Origin of the sequence: Clostridium algidicarnis DSM 15099 (genome assembly GCF_002934235.1) — a bacterium.
Lineage (GTDB): Bacteria > Bacillota > Clostridia > Clostridiales > Clostridiaceae > Clostridium_L > Clostridium_L algidicarnis.
In genome coordinates, this window is sequence record NZ_PTIS01000002.1 from 62,605 (window position 1) to 85,479 (window position 22,875).

Genomic DNA, 22,875 nt, shown 5'->3' on the forward strand with positions numbered 1-22,875 from the left:
ACAATGCAGATACCTTTTAGTTTACAATGACTTTTTATAATAAATTATAATTACTCAATAAAATAATATGGTATAATATATTAAAATATGTATTTTAGAGGTAATCATGGACAAAGTATTTTATTATTGTTTTTTAATAGGAATAATTTATTCTGTTTTATCAGTAATATTAGGAGGAATATTTGATATATTTAATATTGGTGGCAGTATTGATTTAAACTTTGAATTTCCATTTATATCTTTAATGAAACCCTCAGTATTAGCAGTTTTCTCAACAATATTTGGAGGTATGGGGCTTATAGGTATAAGAAATGGATGGAAATATACTATTTTAATTGCCACGGTTCTAGGAATATGTTCGGCGACTTTTATATGGAGGTTTGTTATAGTTAATTTATTAAAAGCTGAAAATACTAGTTCGGTAAAAAGAAAAGACCTTATAGGGTCAGAAGCCTTTGTTATAGAAACTATTTTAGAAGGTAAAGTTGGATCTATAACTTATGTAGCTAATGGAAATAAGTATTCATCGCCAGCTAGATGCATTAGGTCTACTAAAATACCTGTAGGGGAAAAGGTTATTATAAAGGAAATCAAGGAAAATACATTTTTTGTTATGACCTTTGAGGTACAAAATCAATCTAAATAAAAAGGGGGAAGGTTTGTGGAAAATTATATACCGCAAATAATGATAGGCGTAATCATACTAATAATTCTTGGAATAATACTTTCAATGTGGAAGAAGGTTCCTCAAGACAAGGCTATAGTAGTTACAGGACTTAAGAAAAGGGTAATCTCAGGAGGCGGAGGAATAGTAATTCCTATATTAGAAAGAACAGATAAAATATCCTTAGAAAATATGAAAATTGAAGTTAGAATAGGTAATGCACTTACAGGTCAAGGTGTTGGAATAAGCGCAGATGGAGTTTCAGTGATAAAGGTTAAATCTGATCATGAGTCTGTACTTTCAGCTGTAGAGCAATTTAACACTGGAAATGAAGATAAAACAATAGCTATAATTAAAGATACATCTAAAGATGTGCTTGAAGGTAAGCTTAGAGAAATAGTATCTAAGATGACTATAGAAGAGATCTATAAGGATAGAGAAATGTTTGCAGCTAGAGTTCAAGAGGTTGCTGCTATAGACTTAGATCAAATGGGACTTGAGATAAAGACCTTTACTATAAGAGATATTTCAGATGAAAACGGATATCTTAAAGCCTTAGGTAAGGGGAGAATTGCTGAAGTTAAAAGAGATGCTGAAATAGCTGAAGCAGAAGCTCAAAAAGAAACTAAAATAAGAACATCAGAAGCCTTTAGAGCAGGAGAAGCAGCAAGACTTATAGCTGAAACCTCTGTTGCTGAATCTGTAAAAAATAAAGAACTTAAAGTTCAATCTTATAGAAAAGATCAAGAAACTTCTAAAGCTATGGCTGATTTAGCTTATGAAATAGAAGGTAACAAGGTAAAAAAAGAGGTTACAGAAACAGAAATGATGGTTCAAATAATCAGAAAGCAAAAAGAGATAGAACTAGCAGAACAAGAATCTTTAAGAAAAGAAAAGGAATTAGAAGCTACAGTAAAAAGATCCTCAGAAGCAGATAAATATCAAGCTATACAAGAAGCTCAGGCTAAATCAGAAGCCATAAAGCTAGAAGGTCAAGCTAAATCAGAGGCTATGAGGCTAGAAGGTATGGCAAAAGTAGATATTATAAGAGAAACAGGTAAGGCAGAAGCAGAAGCTATGATGAAAAAAGCAGAGGCATTTAAACAATATAGTGAAGCGGCCGTACTTCAAATGGTAGTAGAAAAGTTACCGGAGTTAGCAAGAGCCATAGCAGAGCCACTATCTAAAACAGAAAAAATAGTAATAATAGATGGTGGAAAAGGAGAAAACGGCGGGGGAGCTTCAAGAGTTACAGGTTATGTTACAGATATAATGACTAAGGTTCCTGAAACTGTAAAGGCTACTACGGGAATAGACTTACTAAGCATCCTTCAAGGTATAGGAAAAAAAGAAGATTCAAAAGAAATTGAAGAAAGTTATAGTAAGGTCATAGAAACAAATAGTATAAATGAACAGGATATAGAAGGATAATTTTAAAATAGACCTGTAAAATCAGGTCTATTTTCATATTAAAAGCTAAGAACACTATTTTATAAAATGAAGGAGCCTAGCTACCGGCGAAGGAAAGCTAGGCTCCAAGTAATTAGCACTATTCGTACCAACTGCAAAGTTATAATAACATAAAACTTAATTAATAGCAATTATAAATAATGTATATGTGTAATTAAGTTTTTATTTATAAGGGGGATGATGATTTGAACAAAAAGTCAACAGATTTAGGTAAAGGATCTGTAGGAAAGATTTTGTTAAGACTAGCTTTACCAGCCATTTTGGCTCAACTTGTAAATGTTTTTTATAACATAGTAGATAGAATTTTTATAGGCAGAATGCCTAGTGGCGATATAGCCATGGCAGGTGTTGGAATAGCTTTTCCAATTATCATGCTAGTATCAGCATTTAGCGCACTTATAGGTATGGGTGGAGCTCCACTTGCAGCTATTAAAATGGGTGAAGGTGATAATGAAGGAGCAGAAAAGATAATGGGAAATAGTTTTTCTATGTTATTAATATTAGGAACTATTTTAACTATATTGTTTATGATATTTAAAGAGCCTATACTTTGGGCCTTTGGCGCCAGTGAAGTAACTATTAACTTTGCTTTAGATTATTTAAACTTATATCTTATAGGTACCATATTTGTCCAAATAGCACTAGGAATGAACCCTTTTATATATACCCAGGGGTTTGCTAAAATTGGTATGTCTACAGTAATAACAGGAGCGGTTATAAATATAATCTTAGATCCTATATTTATATTTGTATTTGATATGGGGGTTAAAGGAGCAGCTTTAGCCACTATAATTGCTCAAATTGTTTCAGCTTTATGGGTATTGCATTTTTTGATTGGACATAAAAGCATAATTAAAATTAAGCGGAAGTATTTGGTTCCAGATTTAAATATAGTTTTATCTATTATGGCTCTAGGTGTCTCTCCATTTATAATGCATTCTACTGAAAGCATAGTTTTAATAGCTTTAAATAATAAGGTTCAAATGTATGGTGGAGACCTAGCTGTAGGAGCTATGACTATAATGAGCAGTATTATGCAAATAATAACACTCCCTATAATAGGCTTATCTCAAGGGGCACAACCTATTATAAGTTACAATTATGGAGCAGGAAATTTACATAGAGTAAAGAAAACTTTCAAGATATTATTTATAAATTGCATAACTTATACCATAATTATGTGGGCATTACTGATGTTATTTCCAAAAGTTTTCGTATCTATATTTAATAATAAACCAGAGCTTTTGCAAATTACATCTATGAGTATAAGAATATTCTTTTCAGGAATTTTGTTGTTTGGTGCTCAAATAGCTTGCCAGCAAACATTTCTTGCCCTAGGGCAAGCAAAAATATCTTTAATTATGGCGTTACTTAGAAAGGTCGTATTATTAATACCACTTATATTTATACTTCCTATGTTATTTGAAAATAAACTGAAAGCTGTGTTATTAGCTGAACCTATAGCAGATGTGTTAGCAGCAATAACAACAAGTATATGTTTCTACATATTTTATAAAAGAAGTTTAGTAGATAATACAAGGACAAAGTCTTTGGCTACAATTGAAGGTGAGAGTTAAAATAAATTCACGAATTTATATATGTTATTAATATTAAACAAGTGAATAAAAATCAAGTGATTCTTAGACATAGGTGGAGTTTGCTTACAAGGAATACATCTGTCCATCAAAGTCTTAGAAGAACTTATCCAGGGGCGTAGCAGCTGTCATCCCCCACCTTGAAGAGGATAGGGGTGTTACGGATGGTAGCCATCGGATAAAAAAGGTTATAAATAGCGATACCACTGAAAATATCTTATTTTCAGTGGTATCATAAATATCCTTTTTTATTTTGGACTTAATTTGTTACTAAGCAGTATATGCATTTAACATCCACAGTGTTTTTTCATAATTTGCTATAAACTGAGTCATCATATCTGTAGTTGGAAGATCTCTTAATTGTTCGGCTATTTTAAGAATGCCGTTAGAACTATCTAACATAAATCTGAAATCTTTTATTACTGATTCTACAGATTCTTTTGAAGATATAGCCTCGCTGGATTTTTCCTCCATTGTAGCAATCTCAAAATATTCTTTCATGCTTGCAGAAGGTCTTTCACCTATAGTTAATAATCTTTCTGCCACTGTATCTAAATCTAAAGAAACCTGAGTGTAGAAATTTTCAAATTGAGTATGCAGTTCAAAGAATCCTAGACCACTTACATTCCAATGATAATTATGAAGTTTAATATATAGTATATTTAAATTTGCAAGATAAACATTTAATTCCTTAGTTAAATTTTCTTTATTCATAATAATACCTCCTATGCATTTTAAAATTTGTAGTAATTACTAACTTGTAATGACTACAATGTAATAATAACTCTCATCAAAGAATTTGTCAAGACTGAAATAAAGTAAGGCTGCGAAAAACTTTTTCGCAGCCTTACTTTAAGCATTTTAGTCTTGTACTATGCCTTTTTTAGAACAACTTGGGCATATTCCTATAAAGTGAATATATTGATCTTTTACAATATAATTTTTTAGGTCTTCATTTGCAATCTTACTAAAATCTAAATCTATATCATATACAATTTGGCATTTATCACATTTGAAGTGTGCATGAGGTTTAGGATTGAAAAGATCATATCTTGTTTCAGTTCCTTCTATAGTAATGATTTCAACTATCTTTTTTAGAGTAAAAAGATTTAAGGTATTATATACTGTAGTTTTTGAAAGTGTTGGTATTTCACATATTAAAGCATCATATATTTGATTAACAGTAGGATGATCATGGTGTTCTATTATATGCTCTAAAACTCTTTTTCTTTGGTAGGAGGGCTTGATACCCTGATCCCTTAAGTAAATATCAACATTATTTATATTCATATTTTTTACATCCTTCTTATTATATTAATTTCAATTTTACACTGATTGTAATTATATTATAAATCAATATAAAAATATAGGCAAACTTATATGGTAATAGCACGGATGAATAATTTACGCATTTAGGTTGATAATAACACTTGTTAAAAATAAGGGCAAAAGTTTATGCACCTTAAAGAAAAAGTATGTTAGAATTGATATATTAATTCAAAATTTTTTGGACAAATATTTCATAAATAGGAGAGATATATTAATGGAAGTAGAAATTTTAACCGACAGTACAAGCTATATACCTAAAGGTATTCTAAATAAGTTAGGTATAAATATGGTATCTTTAAATATAATATTTGAGGACAAAAGTTATAAAGAAAGTGACATGAAAAATGAAGATTTTTACAACATAATGGATGAAAGAGGAATTCCAACCTCTTCACAACCTAGTGTTAATGATATGTATGGTCAAATGAAAAGGGTGGTAGAAAAAGGGAATAGCCTTTTGTGCATATTTTTATCTTCTCATATGAGTGGAACATTTTCTACAGCTAATATGGTTAAAGATATGATCTTAGAAGAGTATAAAGATGCAAAGATAGATATATTAGACTCTGAGTCTAACTCAATGCAACTTGGATTTGCGGTAATTGTAGCTGCAAGAGCTGGGAAAGAGGGAAAGTCATTAGAAGAAGTTAAGAATATTGCAAAGGATAATATTAAAAGAAGTAGATTTTTGTTTATACCTGATAATCTTGAGTATTTAAGAAAAGGTGGACGAATTGGCGGGGCTAGTAGTCTTATAGGAAATATGTTTAAGATAATACCTGTTTTAACTGTGAAAAATGGTAAGACCACGGTATTAACTAAAATAAGAACTAAAAAGAAGGCTTTATTAACATTAGTAGATAAGATGGTTCAGGATATTAGCAAATATGAAATTGGAGAAGTAGTTGTACATCATATAAATTGCAAAGATGATGCAGTTAAATTAGCTCATATAATAAAAGAAAAGATAAATATAGATATAGATATATGTGATATAGGGCCTGTAATAGGAATGCATGTAGGACCTGGGGCTATGGGTATAGTTTATTATACTAAAAAGGATATGAAATAAACCTTTAAAATACTACTATTAAATAATATGTGTGAAATACTCCATATTATTTAATAGTATAAGAGGAGGAATTTTAGTTGTCTAACGCAGAACATATATTACAATGTTTATTAGAAAATTTAGATGAAGGAATTCATATAGTAGACTCTGATGGAAGGACTATATATTATAATAGTGTTATGAGCAAGGTTGAAGGAATAGATCCAAGGAAGGTTTTAGGAAAAAAGGTAAACGAATATTTAAAAGAGGTAAAAGATCATGACTCTACCATAATGAGGGCGCTAAAAAACGGTGAAAAGATTGTAGATTTGATACAACATTATGATAGTGGTCATAAGAAAAAGGTCACAACTATAAATACAACAATACCTGTAATTGTAGATAATAAAATTATTTGTGTAATGGAAATAGCAAAAGATACAACTCAATTAGAAGAACTTACAGAAAAAATATATAGACTACAAAACTTAGAAGAAAATAATATAAAGCACTATAGCTTTGAAGATATATACGGAAATAACGCGGCTATGAAAGATGCAATAGAAAAGGCTAAAAAATCTAGTAAATCAAATTCCACTGTGCTAATATATGCAGAAACTGGGGCAGGTAAAGAAGTATTTTCTCAGAGTATTCATTATGGTAGTTTAAGAAAGAACAAGCCTTTTATAGCTATAAATTGTGCAGCTATACCTGGAACATTACTTGAAGGTATGCTTTTTGGTACAGAAAAAGGTGGATTTACGGGGGCTGAAAATAAAAAGGGGCTATTTGAAGAGGCTAATCATGGTACTATATTGCTAGACGAGGTTAACTCCTTAGAACCATATCTTCAATCTAAACTTTTAAGAGTACTTCAAGAGGAAAAGGTAAGACCTATTGGAAGTAATAAGACTATAGATATTGATGTTAGAATAATAGCCACAATAAATGAAGAACCGGAAAAGCTTATAGAAAGTGGAAAACTTAGAAAAGACTTTTATTATAGGTTAAGTGTAATTAGGATAAATATACCTCCTCTAAGACAAAGAAAAGAGGATATACCTATATTTATAGAAAAGTTAATTTTAAAATATAACAAGATTTTAAATAAGAATATAAGAGGAATAGATGAAGATATGATAAACAAGCTCTTAAAATACAATTGGCCAGGCAACATAAGAGAGCTTAAAAATGTAATAGAGTCTGCTATAAATATGGCGGAATATAATTCAATTCTTACACAAAAGCACTTCGATAATAGAATAATAAATAAAGATTCAAAGGATACTGATAATGATATTTCTCACGCCACATCTAAAGAAGAGGGTAGATTTAATCTAGAAGAACACATATCTAATATTGAAAAACAAATAATAAATAAGGTGTTATCTGAAAATAATAATAACATAAGTAAAAGTGCAAAAAAACTAAGTATTTCAAGGCAAACCCTTCAATATAAGATAAAAAAGTATAATATTAATTAAAGTATATTATGTCAAAAGTTAAAGTATAATCTACATGCAGAAAAATTTGCTTTATGTGCAAAAAAAAATGCAGCTGATATACAAGGCTAAATATACAGAATGTTAAGAAAAAGGAAGCGTAACAAATAAGTAATAGCAAAAAAATATGCAAGTAAAGACACCTGTATTTAGGAAATGGCCTAGATACAGGTGTCTTTACTTGGTACAAGAATTGCTATAGTAAATTAAATGGACTAATAAAGTATTTAAAGCTTAAAATATAAAATATGGCAGGTGAAAGATATGATAAAAAAGGGAACCTGGGTTGAAATTGAAGAAGTGGTTTTAGAAGTTAAAGATAGGGCTAGTAATATACCAATTGAAACTAAAGTTACTCCCCTTAAGTGCTGGATACGGGGTAATTGCATGGAGAATTGTGTACTAGGTGAATATGTAGAAGTTAAAACTAATATAGGAAGAATTGCTAAGGGGATAGTTGTAGAGGTAGAGCCAGGATATTATCACACCTTTGGTAAGTATGTAAGTGAGATATCTAACATAGGAATTCAAGCAAAAGAGATGATTAAATAAAATATAATGAGTGAACATATTAATAAATGTAGTGTGGTCTCATTTTAATTTGAAAGTCAATAATATTTTTAAAGGGGGCATAAGTATACAGATGAATAAATATGAAGAGCTTATGGAACGAAAAAATGAAATAATGCTTAAATCTGTAGGAATTAATTTTGAAAAATATGAAACTGGAAATCTTTCCTTTGATTATGAAGGCCTAATGGAAGATGTAGGATATTCATTAAATGAAGTTAGGGATATACAAAGGGAAGTTGGGGTTGGAAACACACCTTTACTAGAACTTAAAAATATAACAAAACTTGCTAGAAAGTGTTCTAAAACTGGAAAGGCAGCTAGAATATTTGTAAAAGATGAAAGTTGTAATCCTTCTGGGAGCTTTAAGGATAGAAGGGCATCAATATCTGTATATGATGCAATGAAAAGAGGATACAAGGGTGTAGGAGCTGCAACTTCAGGAAACTATGGAGCGGCGGTGGCATCTCAAGCTAATATGAGGGGACTTAAATGCATAATAGCTAATGAGTGTTACGACTCAAGAAAAGTTGGACAACCTGAAATATTAGAAAAGGGCAGAAAGTGTGAAGGCTATGGAGCGGAAGTTATTAGACTTACTGTAGGTCCAGAATTATTTTATGCTTATTTAAAAATACTGGAAGATACAGGCTATTATAATGCATCATTATATTCTTCCTACGGGATAGCAGGTATAGAAACCTTAGGAGATGAAATAGCAAAAGAATGTAATGAAAGGTTTGGTAAGTACCCAGAAGCTGTTATAGCAACTCATGCAGGTGGCGGAAATGTAACAGGTACTGCAAGAGGTCTTATTAAGGCAGGAGCCTTAAATACTAAGATAATAGGGGCGTCCGTGGATCTTTCAGGTCTTCACATGGCTTCAGATATAGATTTCAATAAAAAATCCTTCACCACAGGTCATACAGGGTTTGGTATTCCATTTATCACATATCCAGATAGGTCAGACGTTCCAAGAAGTGCTGCAAGACCATTAAGATATCTAGATAGATACGTTACTATAACTCAAGGAGAAGTATTTTGGATGACTGAAATACTGGCTCAAATTGAAGGTCTTGAAAGAGGGCCTGCAGGTAACACATCTCTTTCAGCTGCCTTTTCCATAAGTCAAGAATATGAGGATGACGCTATAATAATTGTTCAAGAAACTGAATATACAGGAGCTGGTAAACACTTAATACCCCAACTTAATTTTGCAAAGGAAAATGGAATTAAGGTTTTTCTTGGTGATCCAAAAGAGCAAGTTCCAGGGGAAAATATAGTTATACCTTCCAGTCCATTTTTAGTATCGGTTAAAGATGTAGATATGGATAATATGAGAAATTCTTATATAAAAAATATGATTAAAAGGCTAGGAAAAGATCAGGTAAGAGAAATTGATATAGAATTTTTATCTAAGGAAACTAAGATGTCAAAAAGTGAAGTATCAGAAATATTAAGATCCCACAACATTGAAATAGATTAGGAGGATTAGAATGAAAAGAGAAAACGATTTCAAAGAAAGAAGAGAACACTTAAAGGAGTTAAACAATGATGAGTTATACGAAAGGTTCTGGAGTCTTACAGAAGAGATAGTTAAACCTATGGTAGAACTTGGACATGATTATACATCCCCTGCTATTGAACGATCTGTGCTTTTAAGGATGGGATTTTCAAGTATTGAAGCAAAACCTATAATTGACTATGGTACAAAGTGGAATCTTCTGTCAAAAGGAATAGGAAATGTAGTTTTAACCTATGGAAGGCTTCGGGATATTCCTTATCTTAAGGCAGGAGAAGAGCTATCTAAAGGCATAGGGTGGGATATGGTTTTAAAAGAGATGAAGGGAGGGGAGAGATAATGGTAGAAAGGGTAGAAGAAAATAAAAAGCTTAATATTGAAGAAATCTTAAAGGATTTAGATAAATATGAGCCAAAGTGGAGAGGATGGCATTGGAGAGAAGAAGTAGAGTATGGAAAGGTTGGAGAGTTTAATTACAAAGAAATATCAGCTCCTTTGAAAAAAAGTCATCCACTTCCAGCTGCAAGAAGTTTTGAAGGTATAGATCCACAACCAAGGGCTGTTATTACAACAGAAATTGCTTCAGGTAGGTTTGAAGATGATATAAGAAGAATGAGAATGGCTGCTTGGCATGGTGCAGATCATTTAATGGTTATAAGAACTGCAGGACAAAGCCATTTTGATGGATTAATAGAAGGAAGTCCAGAAGGCATAGGTGGCGTACCTATTACAAGAAAGGAAATTCGAGCTACAAGAAAAGCCATAGATTTAATAGAAGAAGAAGTGGGAAGAAAAATTAATTTTCACTCTTATGTATCTGGTGTAGCTGGACCTGATGTAGCCGTTATGTTTGCAGAAGAAGGGGTTAACGGAGCTCATCAAGACCCTCAATACAATGTGCTTTATAGAAATATAAATATGTTTAGATCCTTTGTAGATGCTGCAACAGCAAAGCATATAATGGCTTCTGTAGATATGCTTCAAATAGATGGAGCTCATAATGCCAATGCTACAGCTATGAAGGGATATAACGTAATGCCAGAACTGATGGTTCAACACGCTATAAACTCAAAGTTTTCAGAAATGGTTGGAATAAAACCAGAAAATATAGCACTTTCAACAGTGCCACCAACCTCTGCGCCAGCTCCTTGTATGAGATACGATCTGCCTTATGCAGTAGCACTTAGACAGTTCTTTAAAAAATATAAAATGAGAGCTCAAATGAATACTAAATATATAGAATCCTGTGAAAGAGAAGCAACAGTTGGACATACCTTAAACCTTTTAATATCAGAGCTAACATCAGTGGATATTCAAAGTACAATAACCCCTGATGAAGGAAGAAATGTGCCTTGGCATTATAATAATATTCATGCAATAAATACAGCTAAGCAAGCATTTTTAGGTATGGACGGTCTAATGGAAATGATAGAGCTTAAAGAAACAGGATATTTACCAGAAAAGGTAAGAGAGATACAAGAAAGAGCTATTTTATTTCTTGAAGAAATAATTGAATGTGGAGGATACTTTAAAGCAGTAGATGCAGGCTTTTTTATAGATTCAGGAGAATATCCTGAAAGAAATGGTGATGGTATTTCAAGGAAGATGGATGGTGGAGATGCAGTTAATACCATAATAAAAAGAGACAAGGATTACTTTGCACCGGTTTGCGGACAATTTGGATATAATAATGTGCCACAGCAATATAAAAAGCCCTGTGATGCTATAGATGAATGTACTTTATGTAATCATTCAAAGATTAAATATATAGATGAATTAGATGATAAAGATAATGCTAAAGAGAGAATGGAGAAAGTTAAAGAGGATGGCACAGTAGTTCCGGAAGTTCAATGGTCTAAAGATGGATATGTAAAAATAACATTATGTATTCCAGAAAATGAACAAATAAGTGAAGCGGCAGCTATTGAAATGGGTAGAAGGATGAACTTAAAGGATGTGGAGATTCTTCATAAACAAGTACTTCAAAGCTCAGAGGGAACACTTATAGAAATTAAAGGAGTCTGTGATTTTGAACCAGTGAAGCGTAATGAATTAATTCTTCCAAAAAGGAGAAAGACACTTTCAAATGGGGTTATGAAAGATTATGTTAAGACGCATCCAGTAAAGATTGTAGCAGCCACAGTAGGAGAGGATGAACATTCTGTAGGGCTAAGAGAGGTTATAGATATTAAACATGGTGGGGTTGAAAGATTTGGTGTAGAAGCTATCTATCTTGGAACTTCTTGCCCTATAGATAAATTAGTAGAGGCAGCTATAGAATCGAAAGCTGAAGCCATATTGTGTAGCACCATAATTACTCATAACGATGTTCATATTAAAAATATGAAAAAACTTAATGATCTTTGTATTGAAAAGGGTGTAAGAGATAAGCTGATACTTGTTTCAGGGGGGACTCAGGTTACAGATGAAATAGCAAGAGCTAACGGAATGGATGTTGGATTTGGAAGAGGATCAAATGGAACGGATGTAGCATCTTTTATAATTAAAAAGTTAATGGGTGAAGATGTAGATAAAGATGAATAAAGTTTACTTAAAATGGAGGTGTTATTTTGAAGGTTGATTATATAGTTGCTGAAATAGGTAGCACCACTACTTTAGTTACAGCTTTAAATGTAAAAAGGGATAATGAAGGTAAGGTCTATGTAGAGATTCCATTTCAAGGAGAAAGTTGTACTACGGTTTTAGATGGAGATGTTACCATTGGTCTTAAAGATGCAATAAAGCATATTGAAAGAGAAATAAAAGATACATTAACATGGGATAAAATTATAGCTACAAGCAGTGCAGCTGGAGGACTTAAAATAACTGTACATGGACTTATGGAACAGATGACAGTTAAGGCGGCAAGAGAAGCAGCTCTAGGTGCTGGAGGAATAATTAAAATGGTTACCTCAGGTAAGATGAGAAAAAGTGATCTAAAAGCTATAAGAGATATAGATCCCAATATGATAATAATTGCAGGAGGAACAGACTATGGTGAAAGAGAAACAGCACTTTATAATGCTGAACTTATAGGTAAAGAAAACTTTAATAAACCCATAGTGTACTGTGGAAATATAGAAAATAGGGAAGAGATAAAAGAAATATTAAAGCATGAAGAGCTTTATATAATTGATAATGTGTATCCAAGTATAGATGAACTTAATGTGGAGCCTGCAAGAAAAGTGATTCAACAAGCCTTTGAAAAAAATATAATAAAGGCACCTGGAATGAGTAGGATAAAAGAAATGGTAAAGGGCAGCATAATGCCAACACCAGGAGCTGTAATGGAAAGCACAAAGATTTTATATGATATTATAGGAGATATTTTAGTTTTTGATGTAGGGGGAGCAACTACTGATGTTCACTCAGTTACTGAAGGTAGTAGTGTGGTTTTAGATATGCTTATAAATCCTGAGCCAAAGGCTAAGAGAACTGTAGAGGGAGATATCGGAATATTTATAAATAATAAAAATGTAATAGATTTAATGGATATAAGAGATTTAGGTGGTTTAACTAAAGAATATATGAAGGAACATATAAAGGCAATACCTATAGAAAAAGAGGATATAAATGCAAGTATCATGTTAACAAAAAAAGCTATGGATATAGCTATAAATAGACATGCTGGTGTGATAAAGAGAAAGTATGGAGGGGAAAGTGGATTTATAGCTTATGGGAAAGATTTATCAAAGGTTAAATATATAGTAGGAACAGGAGGAGCATTAACTAGGATACAGGGTGGAGAAGAGTTACTAAAAGCTATACGTTACCTAAAAGACGAGGTAACAATGCTCCCAAGAAAAGGTGCTAAGGTACTTTTAGATAGAGATTATATTATGGCTTGTGCTGGAGTTTTAAGTAAAGAAAATAAAGAGGCAGCTATAGCACTATTAGTCCAAAGTTTAGGCATAGATGAGGATATATCAAATAGATAATTAATTTATAAAGTTTAAAAAATGATTTCTGATTTAACTTGATTTGATAAAAATAAATAAAAAGGGAGTAGTGTTATGGGAAAAGTTTATCCTTATTTAGAAGCTGATTTATCAAAGTTAATTCATAATGTTAAAGAAATTGTATCTATATGTGATAAAAAGGATATAAAAGTTACAGCTGTAACTAAGGTGTTCTGTGCCTATAGACCTATTGTAGAGGCTATACTTGAAGGTGGAGTTAATGAACTTGCAGACTCTAGAATATTAAATTTAAAAAAGATGGAAGATTTAAATTGTAAAAAGACCTTGCTTAGAATTCCAATGGTAAGTGAGTGTTACGAAGTTGTTAAATATAGCGATATGAGTCTTAACTCAGAGATTGACACAATAAAAAAGTTATCAAAGGCTGCAGTAGAATTGGATAAAGTACATGATATTTTACTGATGGTAGACATAGGTGATTTAAGAGAAGGGGTACTAGCAGAAGATGCAATAGATACAGTAAGACAAATAATAACTTTAGATAATATAAATTTAGTTGGACTTGGAACCAATGTAACCTGTTATGGGGGATTAATTCCAGATACAGAGAATCTAGGTAAACTTATAAGCTTAAAGCATGATATAAAAAATATATTTAACTTAGATTTATCTATTATATCCGGTGGAAATTCTAGCAGCTTATACATGGTTATAAATGACACCATTCCAAAAGAGATTAATAATCTTAGAATTGGTGAATCTATAGTACTTGGAATTGAGACAGCCTATGGTGAATTAATACCTAATTGTTATAAAAATGCCTTTATACTTAAAAGTGAAATAATCGAACTTAAGTATAAGCCTTCAGTGCCAAAGGGCAATATAGGATTAAATTCTTTTGGAGAGAAACCACAATTTGAAGATAAAGGAATAAGGAAAAGAGCCATAGTGGCACTTGGAAAACAAGATGTAAGAATAGAGGGTTTAACCCCAGTAGATGAAAATATAAGCATATTTGGAGCTAGTAGTGATCATTTAATATTAGATGTAACTGATAGTAAGGAAGACTTAAAAGTAGGTGATATAGTAGAATTTAAATTAAGCTATGGAACCTTATTATCAGCTATGACATCACCATATATAGAAAAGTCTTATAAAGATGAAAAGGTTTATAGTTATATTTAAAAGATAAAATAACATTTAAAAAGAAATTATTAATTACTATGATTTTAAGGGAGAGATATATTATGAAAGATAAGATAAAAGTTGTTGTTTTTGGACTTGGATCTATGGGGAGTGGCATTGCTAATATGATATTAAATAAAAAAGGATTTCAAATTGTAGGAGCTATTGATATGGATCCTAGTAAAGTAGGGAAGATGCTTTATGAGGTTTTAGGTATAGAAGAAAATGAAGATAATTGTTGCATAGTTACAAATGATGCAAATGACGTAATAAAAAAAGGTTTTGCAAAAGTATGTATAATAGCTACAGCTTCTTTTACAAAGGTAGTATTTCCTTTAATAAAAATGGCAGCACAGGCGGGCATGGATGTAGTAACAACTGCTGAAGAAATGTCCTATCCAAAAGCTTTAGATAAAGAACTTTCAGAGGAAATGGACAAAATAGCTAAGGAAAACAATGTATCTATACTTGGAACTGGTGTAAATCCTGGGTTTATAATGGATTTAATGGTTATAATGCTTACAGGAGTTTCTGAATCAGTAGACAATATTAATGTAACTAGAATTAATGACTTAGCCTGTTTTGGAAAGGCTGTTATGGTAGAACAAGGCATAGGACTTAAAGAAGAAGAGTTTATAAAAGGAGCTAAAGATAACACTGTAGCTGGTCATGTTGGATTCCTACAATCCTTTGGAATGATTGAAGAAGCTTTTGGTGTTAAATTTAATAACGTTAGGCAGGAAAAAGAGCCTATTCTTACAAAAGTTCCACGATCTACAGATATTGTTTCTGCTGAAAAAGGAGATGTGGTAGGATGTAGACAACTAGGTTATGCAGATTTAGGAGAAAAGTTATTTATTACAATGGATCATCCTCAACAAATAAAACCTGAACTTGAAAATGTTGAAACAGGAGATTATATAGAGGTTAATGGAGTTCCAAAATTAAACCTTCAAATAAAACCAGAAATACCAGGAGGAATTGCAACAGTTGCCATATGTGTAAATATGATTCCTTTAGTAATAAACTCAGAGCCAGGTCTTAAAACCATGTTAGACCTTCCAATTCCAAGAGCAATTATTGGAGATGTAAGAGATCTTGTAAAAGATGAAAAATAAAATATGAGATATAATTTCAATCTTTTATTGTGACATCTTTCCATATAAAAAAGTACACTTACTTTAAGCTTTTATAGTGTTTTAGTAAGTGTACTTTTTATTGACTTTTATAGTTAAGTATATATGATATAATTTAATTGAGGTGACACAATGACAGAATCATTACTAAAAGTGCTTAAGATGACCACAGTGCAAATGGGATATTTTACTGGACTAATTCTTGTTGTAGGACTTATGCTAGGCTTTTTTGAAAAGACTGCAAATACTTTTATGCAAAGATCTTTAGGAAGGAAAGGAATATTTATTACAGCTTTTATTGGTACTCCTATCCATGAAATAGGTCATGCCATAATGTGTATAATATTTAATCATAAGATTATGGATATAAAACTTTTGAATCTTAAGGATAAAAGTGGAGTACTAGGATATGTTAAGCATAGTTACAATAAAAATAGTTTATACCAAAGGATAGGGAACTTGTTCATAGCTTTAGGACCTATATTTAGTGGTACTTCAGTGTTAATATTAGCATTGTACTCTTTTATGCCAGAATCTTTTAGCATATTAAAAAGATATGTTATCTATGGCATAAACAGTGACAAAATAGATAAAGGTTTAATAGTATCACTATTAAATTTATCAGGAGGACTTTTAAAAAGTGTTTTTAGTGCTAATAATTTTCAGCACCTAAGCTTTTGGATATTTATAATAGTTGCAATATGTGTATCATCTCATATGGCATTAAGTAAAGCAGATATAGAAAACGGTAAGGATGGGTTTTTAGTTCTATTTGCATTTATATTTATAGTGAATATAGTTCTTGTATATTTTAGTGTAAATATTACACAATATAAATTACAATTGATTAGATATAATGTTTATTTAAGTGTATTTTTAATGATAGCTCTAATGTTTTCCTTATTTAGTTTAGGAATAAGTTTTTTATGTTATTTACTATTTTCTAAAAAAAGCTAGTGTGGTAAACTAGGAGATGAGATTTTACTTTTGATATAATATTAAACTGTATCATATTAAATTCAATTAAAATTAAAAAACACTATTCATGGATAAGTTAAACAAAGATAATATTAAAATAAGAAAGGATGATTTATTAGATGAATATCGATAAATTAACTATTGACACAATAAGAGTTATTTCAGCAGAGGCTATACAAAAAGCAAATTCTGGTCATCCAGGATTACCACTTGGTTGCGCTCCAATGGCTTATACATTGTGGGCTAAACATTTAAAACATAACCCTAAAAATTCAAACTGGATTGATAGAGATAGATTTGTGCTTTCAGCAGGTCATGGATCAATGCTTATTTATTCACTACTTAATATTTTTGGATATGATGTAAGCATGGAGGATATAAAGAATTTTAGACAGTATGGAAGTAAGACTGCAGGACATCCAGAATACAAGCATATAGATGGAGTTGAAACAACTACAGGACCTTTAGGTCAAGGAATATGTAATGCTGTAGGTATGGCTATTTCAGAAGCTTATCTTGCAGAAAAGTTTAATAAAGAAGGATTTAATGTTGTAGATCATTATACCTATACTATAGCTGGAGATGGCTGCTTAATGGAAGGTATTTCAAGTGAAGCATCATCCCTTGCAGGAACTTTAGAGCTTGGTAAGCTTATTATGTTATATGATTCTAACAATATATCAATAGAAGGTGATACCGATATCGCTTTTAGAGAAGATGTAGCTAAAAGATACGATGCTTATGGATGGCAAGTAATAAATGTAGCAGATGGTAATAACGTTAAAGAAATAAGTAAAGCTATAGAAGAAGCTAAAAAAGAGAAAAAGAAACCAAGTATAATAATAGTTAAAAATATAATAGGTTTTGGATGTGCTGCTAAGCAAGGAAAGGCATCAGCTCATGGAGAACCTTTAGGTGAAGATAACATAAATGCAATGAAAGAAGGTTTTGGTTGGAAGCATGAACCATTTACTGTACCAGAAGAAGTTAAAGAGAACATGGAGAGCTTTAATAAAGATGCAGCAGCTAAAGAAAAAGCTTGGAATGATTTATTTGAATCATACAAGAATGCTTATCCTGAACTTGCAAAAGAATGGGATACTTGGTTTAACGGAAAGTTATCCACAGACATATTAAATGATAAGGATTTTTGGAGCTTTGATAAGCCTATGGCAACAAGGGAATCTTCAGGAATACTTATTAATAGGTTGACTAAACTTATTCCAAATCTTATTGGGGGATCAGCAGACCTTGCACCTTCAAATAAGACTTATATGAAAGATAGAGGAGATTTCTCAGCAGAAGACAGAAGTGGGGCAAACTTACACTTTGGAGTGAGAGAGCATGCTATGGCTGCTATAGGAAATGGTATATACTTACACGGAGGACTTAGAGTTTTTGTATCTACATTCTTTGTGTTTAGTGATTATATGAAGGGCGCTATGAGACTTTCAGCTATTATGGGACTTCCAATAACTTATGTACTTACACATGATAGCATAGGAGTAGGAGAAGATGGACCTACACATGAGCCTATAGAACATTTAGCTGCTTTAAGAAGTATGCCTAATATGACTGTATTTAGACCAGCAGACTCTAAAGAGACAGCTGCAGGATGGTATTTATCCTTAACTAAGGAAGATGGTCCTGTATCCCTTGTACTTACAAGACAAAAGCTACCTCTTTATGATAACACAGGTAAAGAAGCATTAAAGGGAGCATATATCCTTAAGGATTCAATAAAAGAGGTTCCAGATATGATATTAATGGCCTCAGGATCTGAAGTAGAGCTTATTTATAAAGCAGCAGAAGAACTAAAGAAAAACAATATTGATGCTAGAGTTGTAAGCGTACCTTCATTTGAATTATTTGAAGCACAAAGCAGTGAATATAAGGAATCTATATTCCCTAGAAGCGTAAGATCAAGAATTGCAGTAGAAGCTGCAACTTCCTTTGGTTGGCATAAATATGTTGGACTTGATGGAGATGTAATATCAATAGATCATTTTGGAGCATCAGGAAAAGCAGAAGTTTTATTCGAAACCTTTGGATTTACAGTTGATAACGTAGTTAAAAAGGCTTTAGAATTAAAAAAATAGGATTTTTATAATAAAAAAGTTTAATTAAAAGGACTATATTGATTATTTCAAGATAGTCCTTTTAATTTCAATTAATTTTCTGATTGGTCTTGGGTATGTAAATCATCTAAGTTATTTGAATCATCTGGGTTGTTTGGTTCATCTATACTTTTTAATTCAATTAAACTATTTATTTCATTTAATTTATTCTTAATGATTTCCTCGTTTATATTAGACATAAATGAAACCTTTTTACTTAAAGCAATTTCTAATAGTTTTTTAGCCTCAGCTATTTCTCCCATTTCTATTTTTATAAGGGCATAATAATAATAAGCCTCAGGAAAAGCTACATCAGGAACTATTTTTGAATAGATTTTTTCAGCTTCCTCATATTCAGAAAGGAAGTAGTGAGTTTGAGCCATATTATCCTTTATTACATCATCGTCTTCATCGTATAATAAAGCCTCTTCATTAAAAGTCTTAGCCTTTTTGTAATTTCCATTAGAAATATAGTAATATCCAAGGACCTCGTATACAACGGAATTTAGGTAATTAGGCTTTAAATCTTCTGCTATTTTTATAGCTTCAGGAATTCTTCCTTGCTTCCATCTTAAAAGACTAAGATTAAGAAGAGAACTATATTTAATTTGAGGTAACTTATCATCAAGTTCTACAGCTTTTTCTAAGTAAGGTTCTGATTCTGTAATTTTCCCATCTCGAAGTAATAAGTAGCCATAGGATGATATAAAGTTAGCCTTTGCATTTTTAGAGTTTGCAGCCTTTTTAAAATAAGTTAGAGCCTTTTCTTTATCACCTTTTTTATAAGCATTACCTCCTGCTGTTGCATATATAGCAGGTAGACTTTTATATATTAAATATAAAAAGTACACAGCTAATAGTATTTTACCTACAAGGGGATATCCCATATATATAGATGAAAATATTATTATAGCAAAGACTAGGTCGGGGAGTATTTTAGTTAACTTTGTTTTCATATTATCCTCCGTTAAATATTATTTTTAGATACACAAGCATTAAATACATTAATCTTATACATAAAGTTTAAATTATATATTCTAATAATAATACCATGTTAACAGTAGATTTTGAATACGATAATAACATTAAATGAATATATTTAGTATTTTTGAAGACAATATAATAAATTAGATAAGTAATTATATGAGGAGATGGCCAAGAGATATAGATAATAAGGATAGTAATAGTTTAAAAGAAGATATAGGTAAGTATTATTTAACAAAACCATTACAAGAAAACATAAATTTATTCAAAAATAACATATTAAAACTAGATGATACTGTTATTTATAGGGAATTTAAAAATAAGAAGGGTGATTTAAAGTTTTGCCTAATTTTTATAGATGGTATGTCGGATAGGGAAATTATAAATGAAAATATAGTATTGCCACTAATGAAAGAAGATCTTAATGATCAACTAAACAACATAGTAGATTACGTAAAGGAAGAAGTATTAATAATAGATGATGTAATTAAGACTGATGAAATCGAAAAGATTTTAAAGTCTTTACTATATGGGGATACTTTATTGCTTGTAGATGGCTTTAATGAAGGTCTCCTTCTTAATACTAAAGGCTGGCAAACTAGGGCTATAGCAGAACCACCCTCTGAAACAGTGGTGAAGGGACCAAGAGAAGGATTTAATGAATCTTTAAATGTAAACACGTCTTTAATAAGAAGAAAGATTAATTCTCCAAGTTTAAAGTTTCAACGTAAAGAAATAGGTGTTAGAACAAATACTAAGATTTGCATTATATACATGGAGGGCATAGTAAACACTAAAATATTAGAAGAACTAACAAATAGGTTAGACAAGATAGATATAGAGGGGGTTTTTGGCACAGGGCAAATACAAGAACTTATAAGTGACAGTCCTTTATCACCTTTTAAGACCATCGGAAATACAGAAAGACCAGATGTTGTAGCATCTAAATTATTGCAAGGTAGAATAGCTATATTATGTGACGGATCACCTATGGCAATAACCTTACCTTATTTATTTATAGAACATTTTCAAATAAATGAAGATTACTATGATAATTTTATTTATGCATCTATAAATAGGATTTTAAGGGTAGTAGCATTCATTATTACTGTAGCTACACCAGGGGTTTATGTTGCATTTATTGCATTTCATAAAGAGCTTATACCGACTAAACTCGCACTAAGTATATACGCAGCAAAGCAAGGTGTACCATTGCCTACAGTAATAGAAACCTTACTTATGATTATTGTTTTTGAAATAATAAGAGAGGCTGGATTAAGGCTACCTAAACATATAGGGGCTGCAGTGAGTATTGTAGGAGCACTAGTTCTAGGAGATGCTGCTGTTAATGCTAAGTTTGTAAGCGCACCTATAGTAATTGTAACTGCTATTGCAGGTATATGTGAACTTATATTATATGAAATGAACTCAGGTATAATTATTTCAAGGTTTATATTTTTGATTTTAGCATCACTTTTAGGTCTATATGGAGTTATATTTGCTAGCATGGGTCTTATATTACATTTAATGTCTATAAAAAGTTTTGGGATACCTTATATGTTAAACCTCATAGATTTAGATAAATATAATATAAGAGATGCTGGCATAAGGGCACCTTGGTGGCTGTTAAAGTATAGAACTAAATTCATTGCTAGAGATAAAGTGAGAAGCAAAAATTATATTAATAGAAGGAATAGAGAATGAAAAAGTATTTAAATGTAAGTGTTGTTTTGCTTTTTATGGTGGCCTTTACTACAGTTTTTTGCGGGTGCTGGGATTATATTGAGATGACTGATGTGAAATATTTAGCTGGAATGGCAATAGATAGGGATAAGGTTACGGATGAATATATACTAACCTTTGAGGTATTAGAAGCATCGACAAGTTCAAAGTCAATAAGTTCTAATATAGTTGAAGGTAGAGGTAAAACTATACATGAATCACTTAGAAGTGCCATTGGTAAGGCAGGTAAGATGCTTCAGGTATCACACGCTAAGGTGGTTATAGTTAGCGCGGATATTGCAAGTGAAGGTATAACTCCAGTTCTGGATTTAATAGATAGAGATGTGGAAGTACGAGATGATATGTGGATTTTAATATCAGATATGGATACAGCTTCAGAAATACTCAGTAAAGAGAAAAAAGGAGATGAAATAATATCCTATGAGATATCTTCAGCTGTTGCAAATTCAAATAAAATAGGAACCTACTTGAAGATGGAAACTTTTAAGGTTCTAGAAGCCGTATCAAACAAGGGACTTTCAGCCACAGCTCCTATGATTAAAATAGACAAAGATAATAAAAACTTAAATTTTCATATATTTGGAACAGCGATATTTAAAACTGACAAGATGGTGGGCAAATTAAATGAAGATGAAACTATGATCTTAAACCTTCTAAAAGAAGACGAATTAAAGTTTGTACTTCCAATGGAACTAGGGAAAAATAAAACTATAACTATAGATATAATAAAGGGTAATAAAAAGATAATTCCTAAAGTAAAAGAAGGTAAAATAGTTGTGGATGTGAATATAGATATAGATACAAGTTTATCTGAATTAGCATCAACTGGAATAAACTACATCTCTAAAGATGAAAGAGAAAAGTTAAAAAAACAGGCAGAAAAATATGTGGAAAATAGTTGCAAAGAGTTAATAGAAGATCTTCAAAAAGATTATAAAAGTGACATAATAGGATTTGGAGATATATTAAAAAAGAAAAAACCTAATGAATGGAGAAAGATTCAAGATAACTGGCAAGAGGCTTTTCAAAATATAGATACTAATTTTAGAGTAAATATAAATATTAAATATAGTGGAATAACTAATAAAAATATAGAAGTAGGAGATTAA

Annotated in this window: 19 protein-coding genes; 16 read left to right on the forward strand and 3 right to left on the reverse strand. The window is 31.3% G+C overall.

Annotated elements, in window-relative coordinates:
* Positions 1-106 precede the first annotated feature (106 nt).
* From BD821_RS02520 to BD821_RS02530, 3 genes are all read left to right on the forward strand, one after another.
* On the forward strand, positions 107-646 hold the full coding sequence (locus BD821_RS02520) for an NfeD family protein (protein WP_104409163.1): 540 nt from the start codon (positions 107-109) through the stop codon (positions 644-646).
* A 39-nt stretch (positions 647-685) separates the two neighbouring features.
* Positions 686-2,095 carry a flotillin family protein gene (locus tag BD821_RS02525; RefSeq protein WP_104409299.1) on the forward strand — a complete coding sequence of 470 codons (1,410 nt, stop codon included), beginning with the start codon at positions 686-688 and terminating at the stop codon, positions 2,093-2,095.
* Positions 2,096-2,319: 224 nt separating this feature from the next.
* On the forward strand, positions 2,320-3,711 hold the full coding sequence (locus tag BD821_RS02530) for an MATE family efflux transporter (protein WP_104409164.1): 1,392 nt from the start codon (positions 2,320-2,322) through the stop codon (positions 3,709-3,711).
* A 288-nt stretch (positions 3,712-3,999) separates the two neighbouring features.
* On the opposite strand, the gene BD821_RS02535 is transcribed toward BD821_RS02530, so the two are convergent.
* Positions 4,000-4,443 carry a Dps family protein gene (locus BD821_RS02535; protein ID WP_104409165.1) on the reverse strand — a complete coding sequence of 148 codons (444 nt, stop codon included), beginning with the start codon at positions 4,441-4,443 and terminating at the stop codon, positions 4,000-4,002.
* 147 nt (positions 4,444-4,590) lie between these two features.
* The gene (locus tag BD821_RS02540) at positions 4,591-5,019 is read right to left on the reverse strand and encodes a Fur family transcriptional regulator (RefSeq protein ID WP_104409166.1); all 429 of its coding nucleotides are present in this window, start codon (positions 5,017-5,019) and stop codon (positions 4,591-4,593) included.
* 253 nt (positions 5,020-5,272) lie between these two features.
* On the opposite strand from BD821_RS02540, the gene BD821_RS02545 reads away from it, so the two are divergent.
* From BD821_RS02545 to tkt, 11 genes are all read left to right on the forward strand, one after another.
* Positions 5,273-6,130, forward strand: coding sequence for a DegV family protein (locus tag BD821_RS02545; RefSeq protein ID WP_104409167.1), 858 nt, complete (start codon positions 5,273-5,275; stop codon positions 6,128-6,130).
* A gap of 77 nt (positions 6,131-6,207) precedes the next feature.
* A complete protein-coding gene (locus tag BD821_RS02550; protein WP_104409168.1) occupies positions 6,208-7,593 on the forward strand; it encodes a sigma-54 interaction domain-containing protein in 1,386 nt (461 codons plus the stop codon).
* A gap of 282 nt (positions 7,594-7,875) precedes the next feature.
* Entirely contained in the window at positions 7,876-8,163 is a 288-nt protein-coding gene (gene ortA / locus BD821_RS02555; RefSeq protein ID WP_104409169.1) for a 2-amino-4-oxopentanoate thiolase subunit OrtA, read from the forward strand.
* 91 nt (positions 8,164-8,254) lie between these two features.
* Entirely contained in the window at positions 8,255-9,667 is a 1,413-nt protein-coding gene (ortB, locus tag BD821_RS02560) for a 2-amino-4-oxopentanoate thiolase subunit OrtB (protein WP_104409170.1), read from the forward strand.
* A 10-nt stretch (positions 9,668-9,677) separates the two neighbouring features.
* Complete coding sequence (locus BD821_RS02565; RefSeq protein ID WP_104409171.1) at positions 9,678-10,043, forward strand: ornithine aminomutase subunit alpha; 366 nt, start codon at positions 9,678-9,680, stop codon at positions 10,041-10,043.
* Positions 10,043-12,247, forward strand: a complete 2,205-nt coding sequence (gene oraE, locus BD821_RS02570) for a D-ornithine 4,5-aminomutase subunit OraE (RefSeq protein ID WP_104409172.1) — start codon at positions 10,043-10,045, stop codon at positions 12,245-12,247. The genes BD821_RS02565 and oraE overlap by 1 nt, the downstream gene beginning before the upstream one ends.
* 26 nt (positions 12,248-12,273) lie before the next feature.
* Positions 12,274-13,641: a GlmL-related ornithine degradation protein gene (locus BD821_RS02575; protein ID WP_104409173.1), complete on the forward strand. Its 1,368-nt coding sequence runs from the start codon at positions 12,274-12,276 to the stop codon at positions 13,639-13,641.
* A 75-nt stretch (positions 13,642-13,716) separates the two neighbouring features.
* Positions 13,717-14,808 (forward strand): ornithine racemase Orr, encoded by a 1,092-nt coding sequence (gene orr / locus BD821_RS02580; RefSeq protein ID WP_104409174.1) that lies wholly within the window; start codon positions 13,717-13,719, stop codon positions 14,806-14,808.
* Between the two features lie 62 nt (positions 14,809-14,870).
* Positions 14,871-15,926 (forward strand): 2,4-diaminopentanoate dehydrogenase, encoded by a 1,056-nt coding sequence (gene ord, locus BD821_RS02585; RefSeq protein ID WP_104409175.1) that lies wholly within the window; start codon positions 14,871-14,873, stop codon positions 15,924-15,926.
* 150 nt (positions 15,927-16,076) lie between these two features.
* Positions 16,077-16,901 carry a hypothetical protein gene (locus BD821_RS02590; RefSeq protein ID WP_104409176.1) on the forward strand — a complete coding sequence of 275 codons (825 nt, stop codon included), beginning with the start codon at positions 16,077-16,079 and terminating at the stop codon, positions 16,899-16,901.
* Positions 16,902-17,041: 140 nt separating this feature from the next.
* On the forward strand, positions 17,042-19,021 hold the full coding sequence (tkt, locus tag BD821_RS02595; protein ID WP_104409177.1) for a transketolase: 1,980 nt from the start codon (positions 17,042-17,044) through the stop codon (positions 19,019-19,021).
* 71 nt (positions 19,022-19,092) lie between these two features.
* Here the strand turns inward: tkt and BD821_RS02600 are convergent, their stop codons facing one another.
* A complete protein-coding gene (locus BD821_RS02600) occupies positions 19,093-19,995 on the reverse strand; it encodes a tetratricopeptide repeat protein (RefSeq protein ID WP_104409178.1) in 903 nt (300 codons plus the stop codon).
* Positions 19,996-20,182: 187 nt separating this feature from the next.
* Between BD821_RS02600 and BD821_RS02605 the strand changes: the two genes are divergently transcribed.
* Positions 20,183-21,727, forward strand: a complete 1,545-nt coding sequence (locus tag BD821_RS02605; RefSeq protein ID WP_104409179.1) for a spore germination protein — start codon at positions 20,183-20,185, stop codon at positions 21,725-21,727.
* Positions 21,724-22,875, forward strand: coding sequence for a Ger(x)C family spore germination protein (locus BD821_RS02610; RefSeq protein ID WP_104409180.1), 1,152 nt, complete (start codon positions 21,724-21,726; stop codon positions 22,873-22,875). The genes BD821_RS02605 and BD821_RS02610 overlap by 4 nt, the downstream gene beginning before the upstream one ends.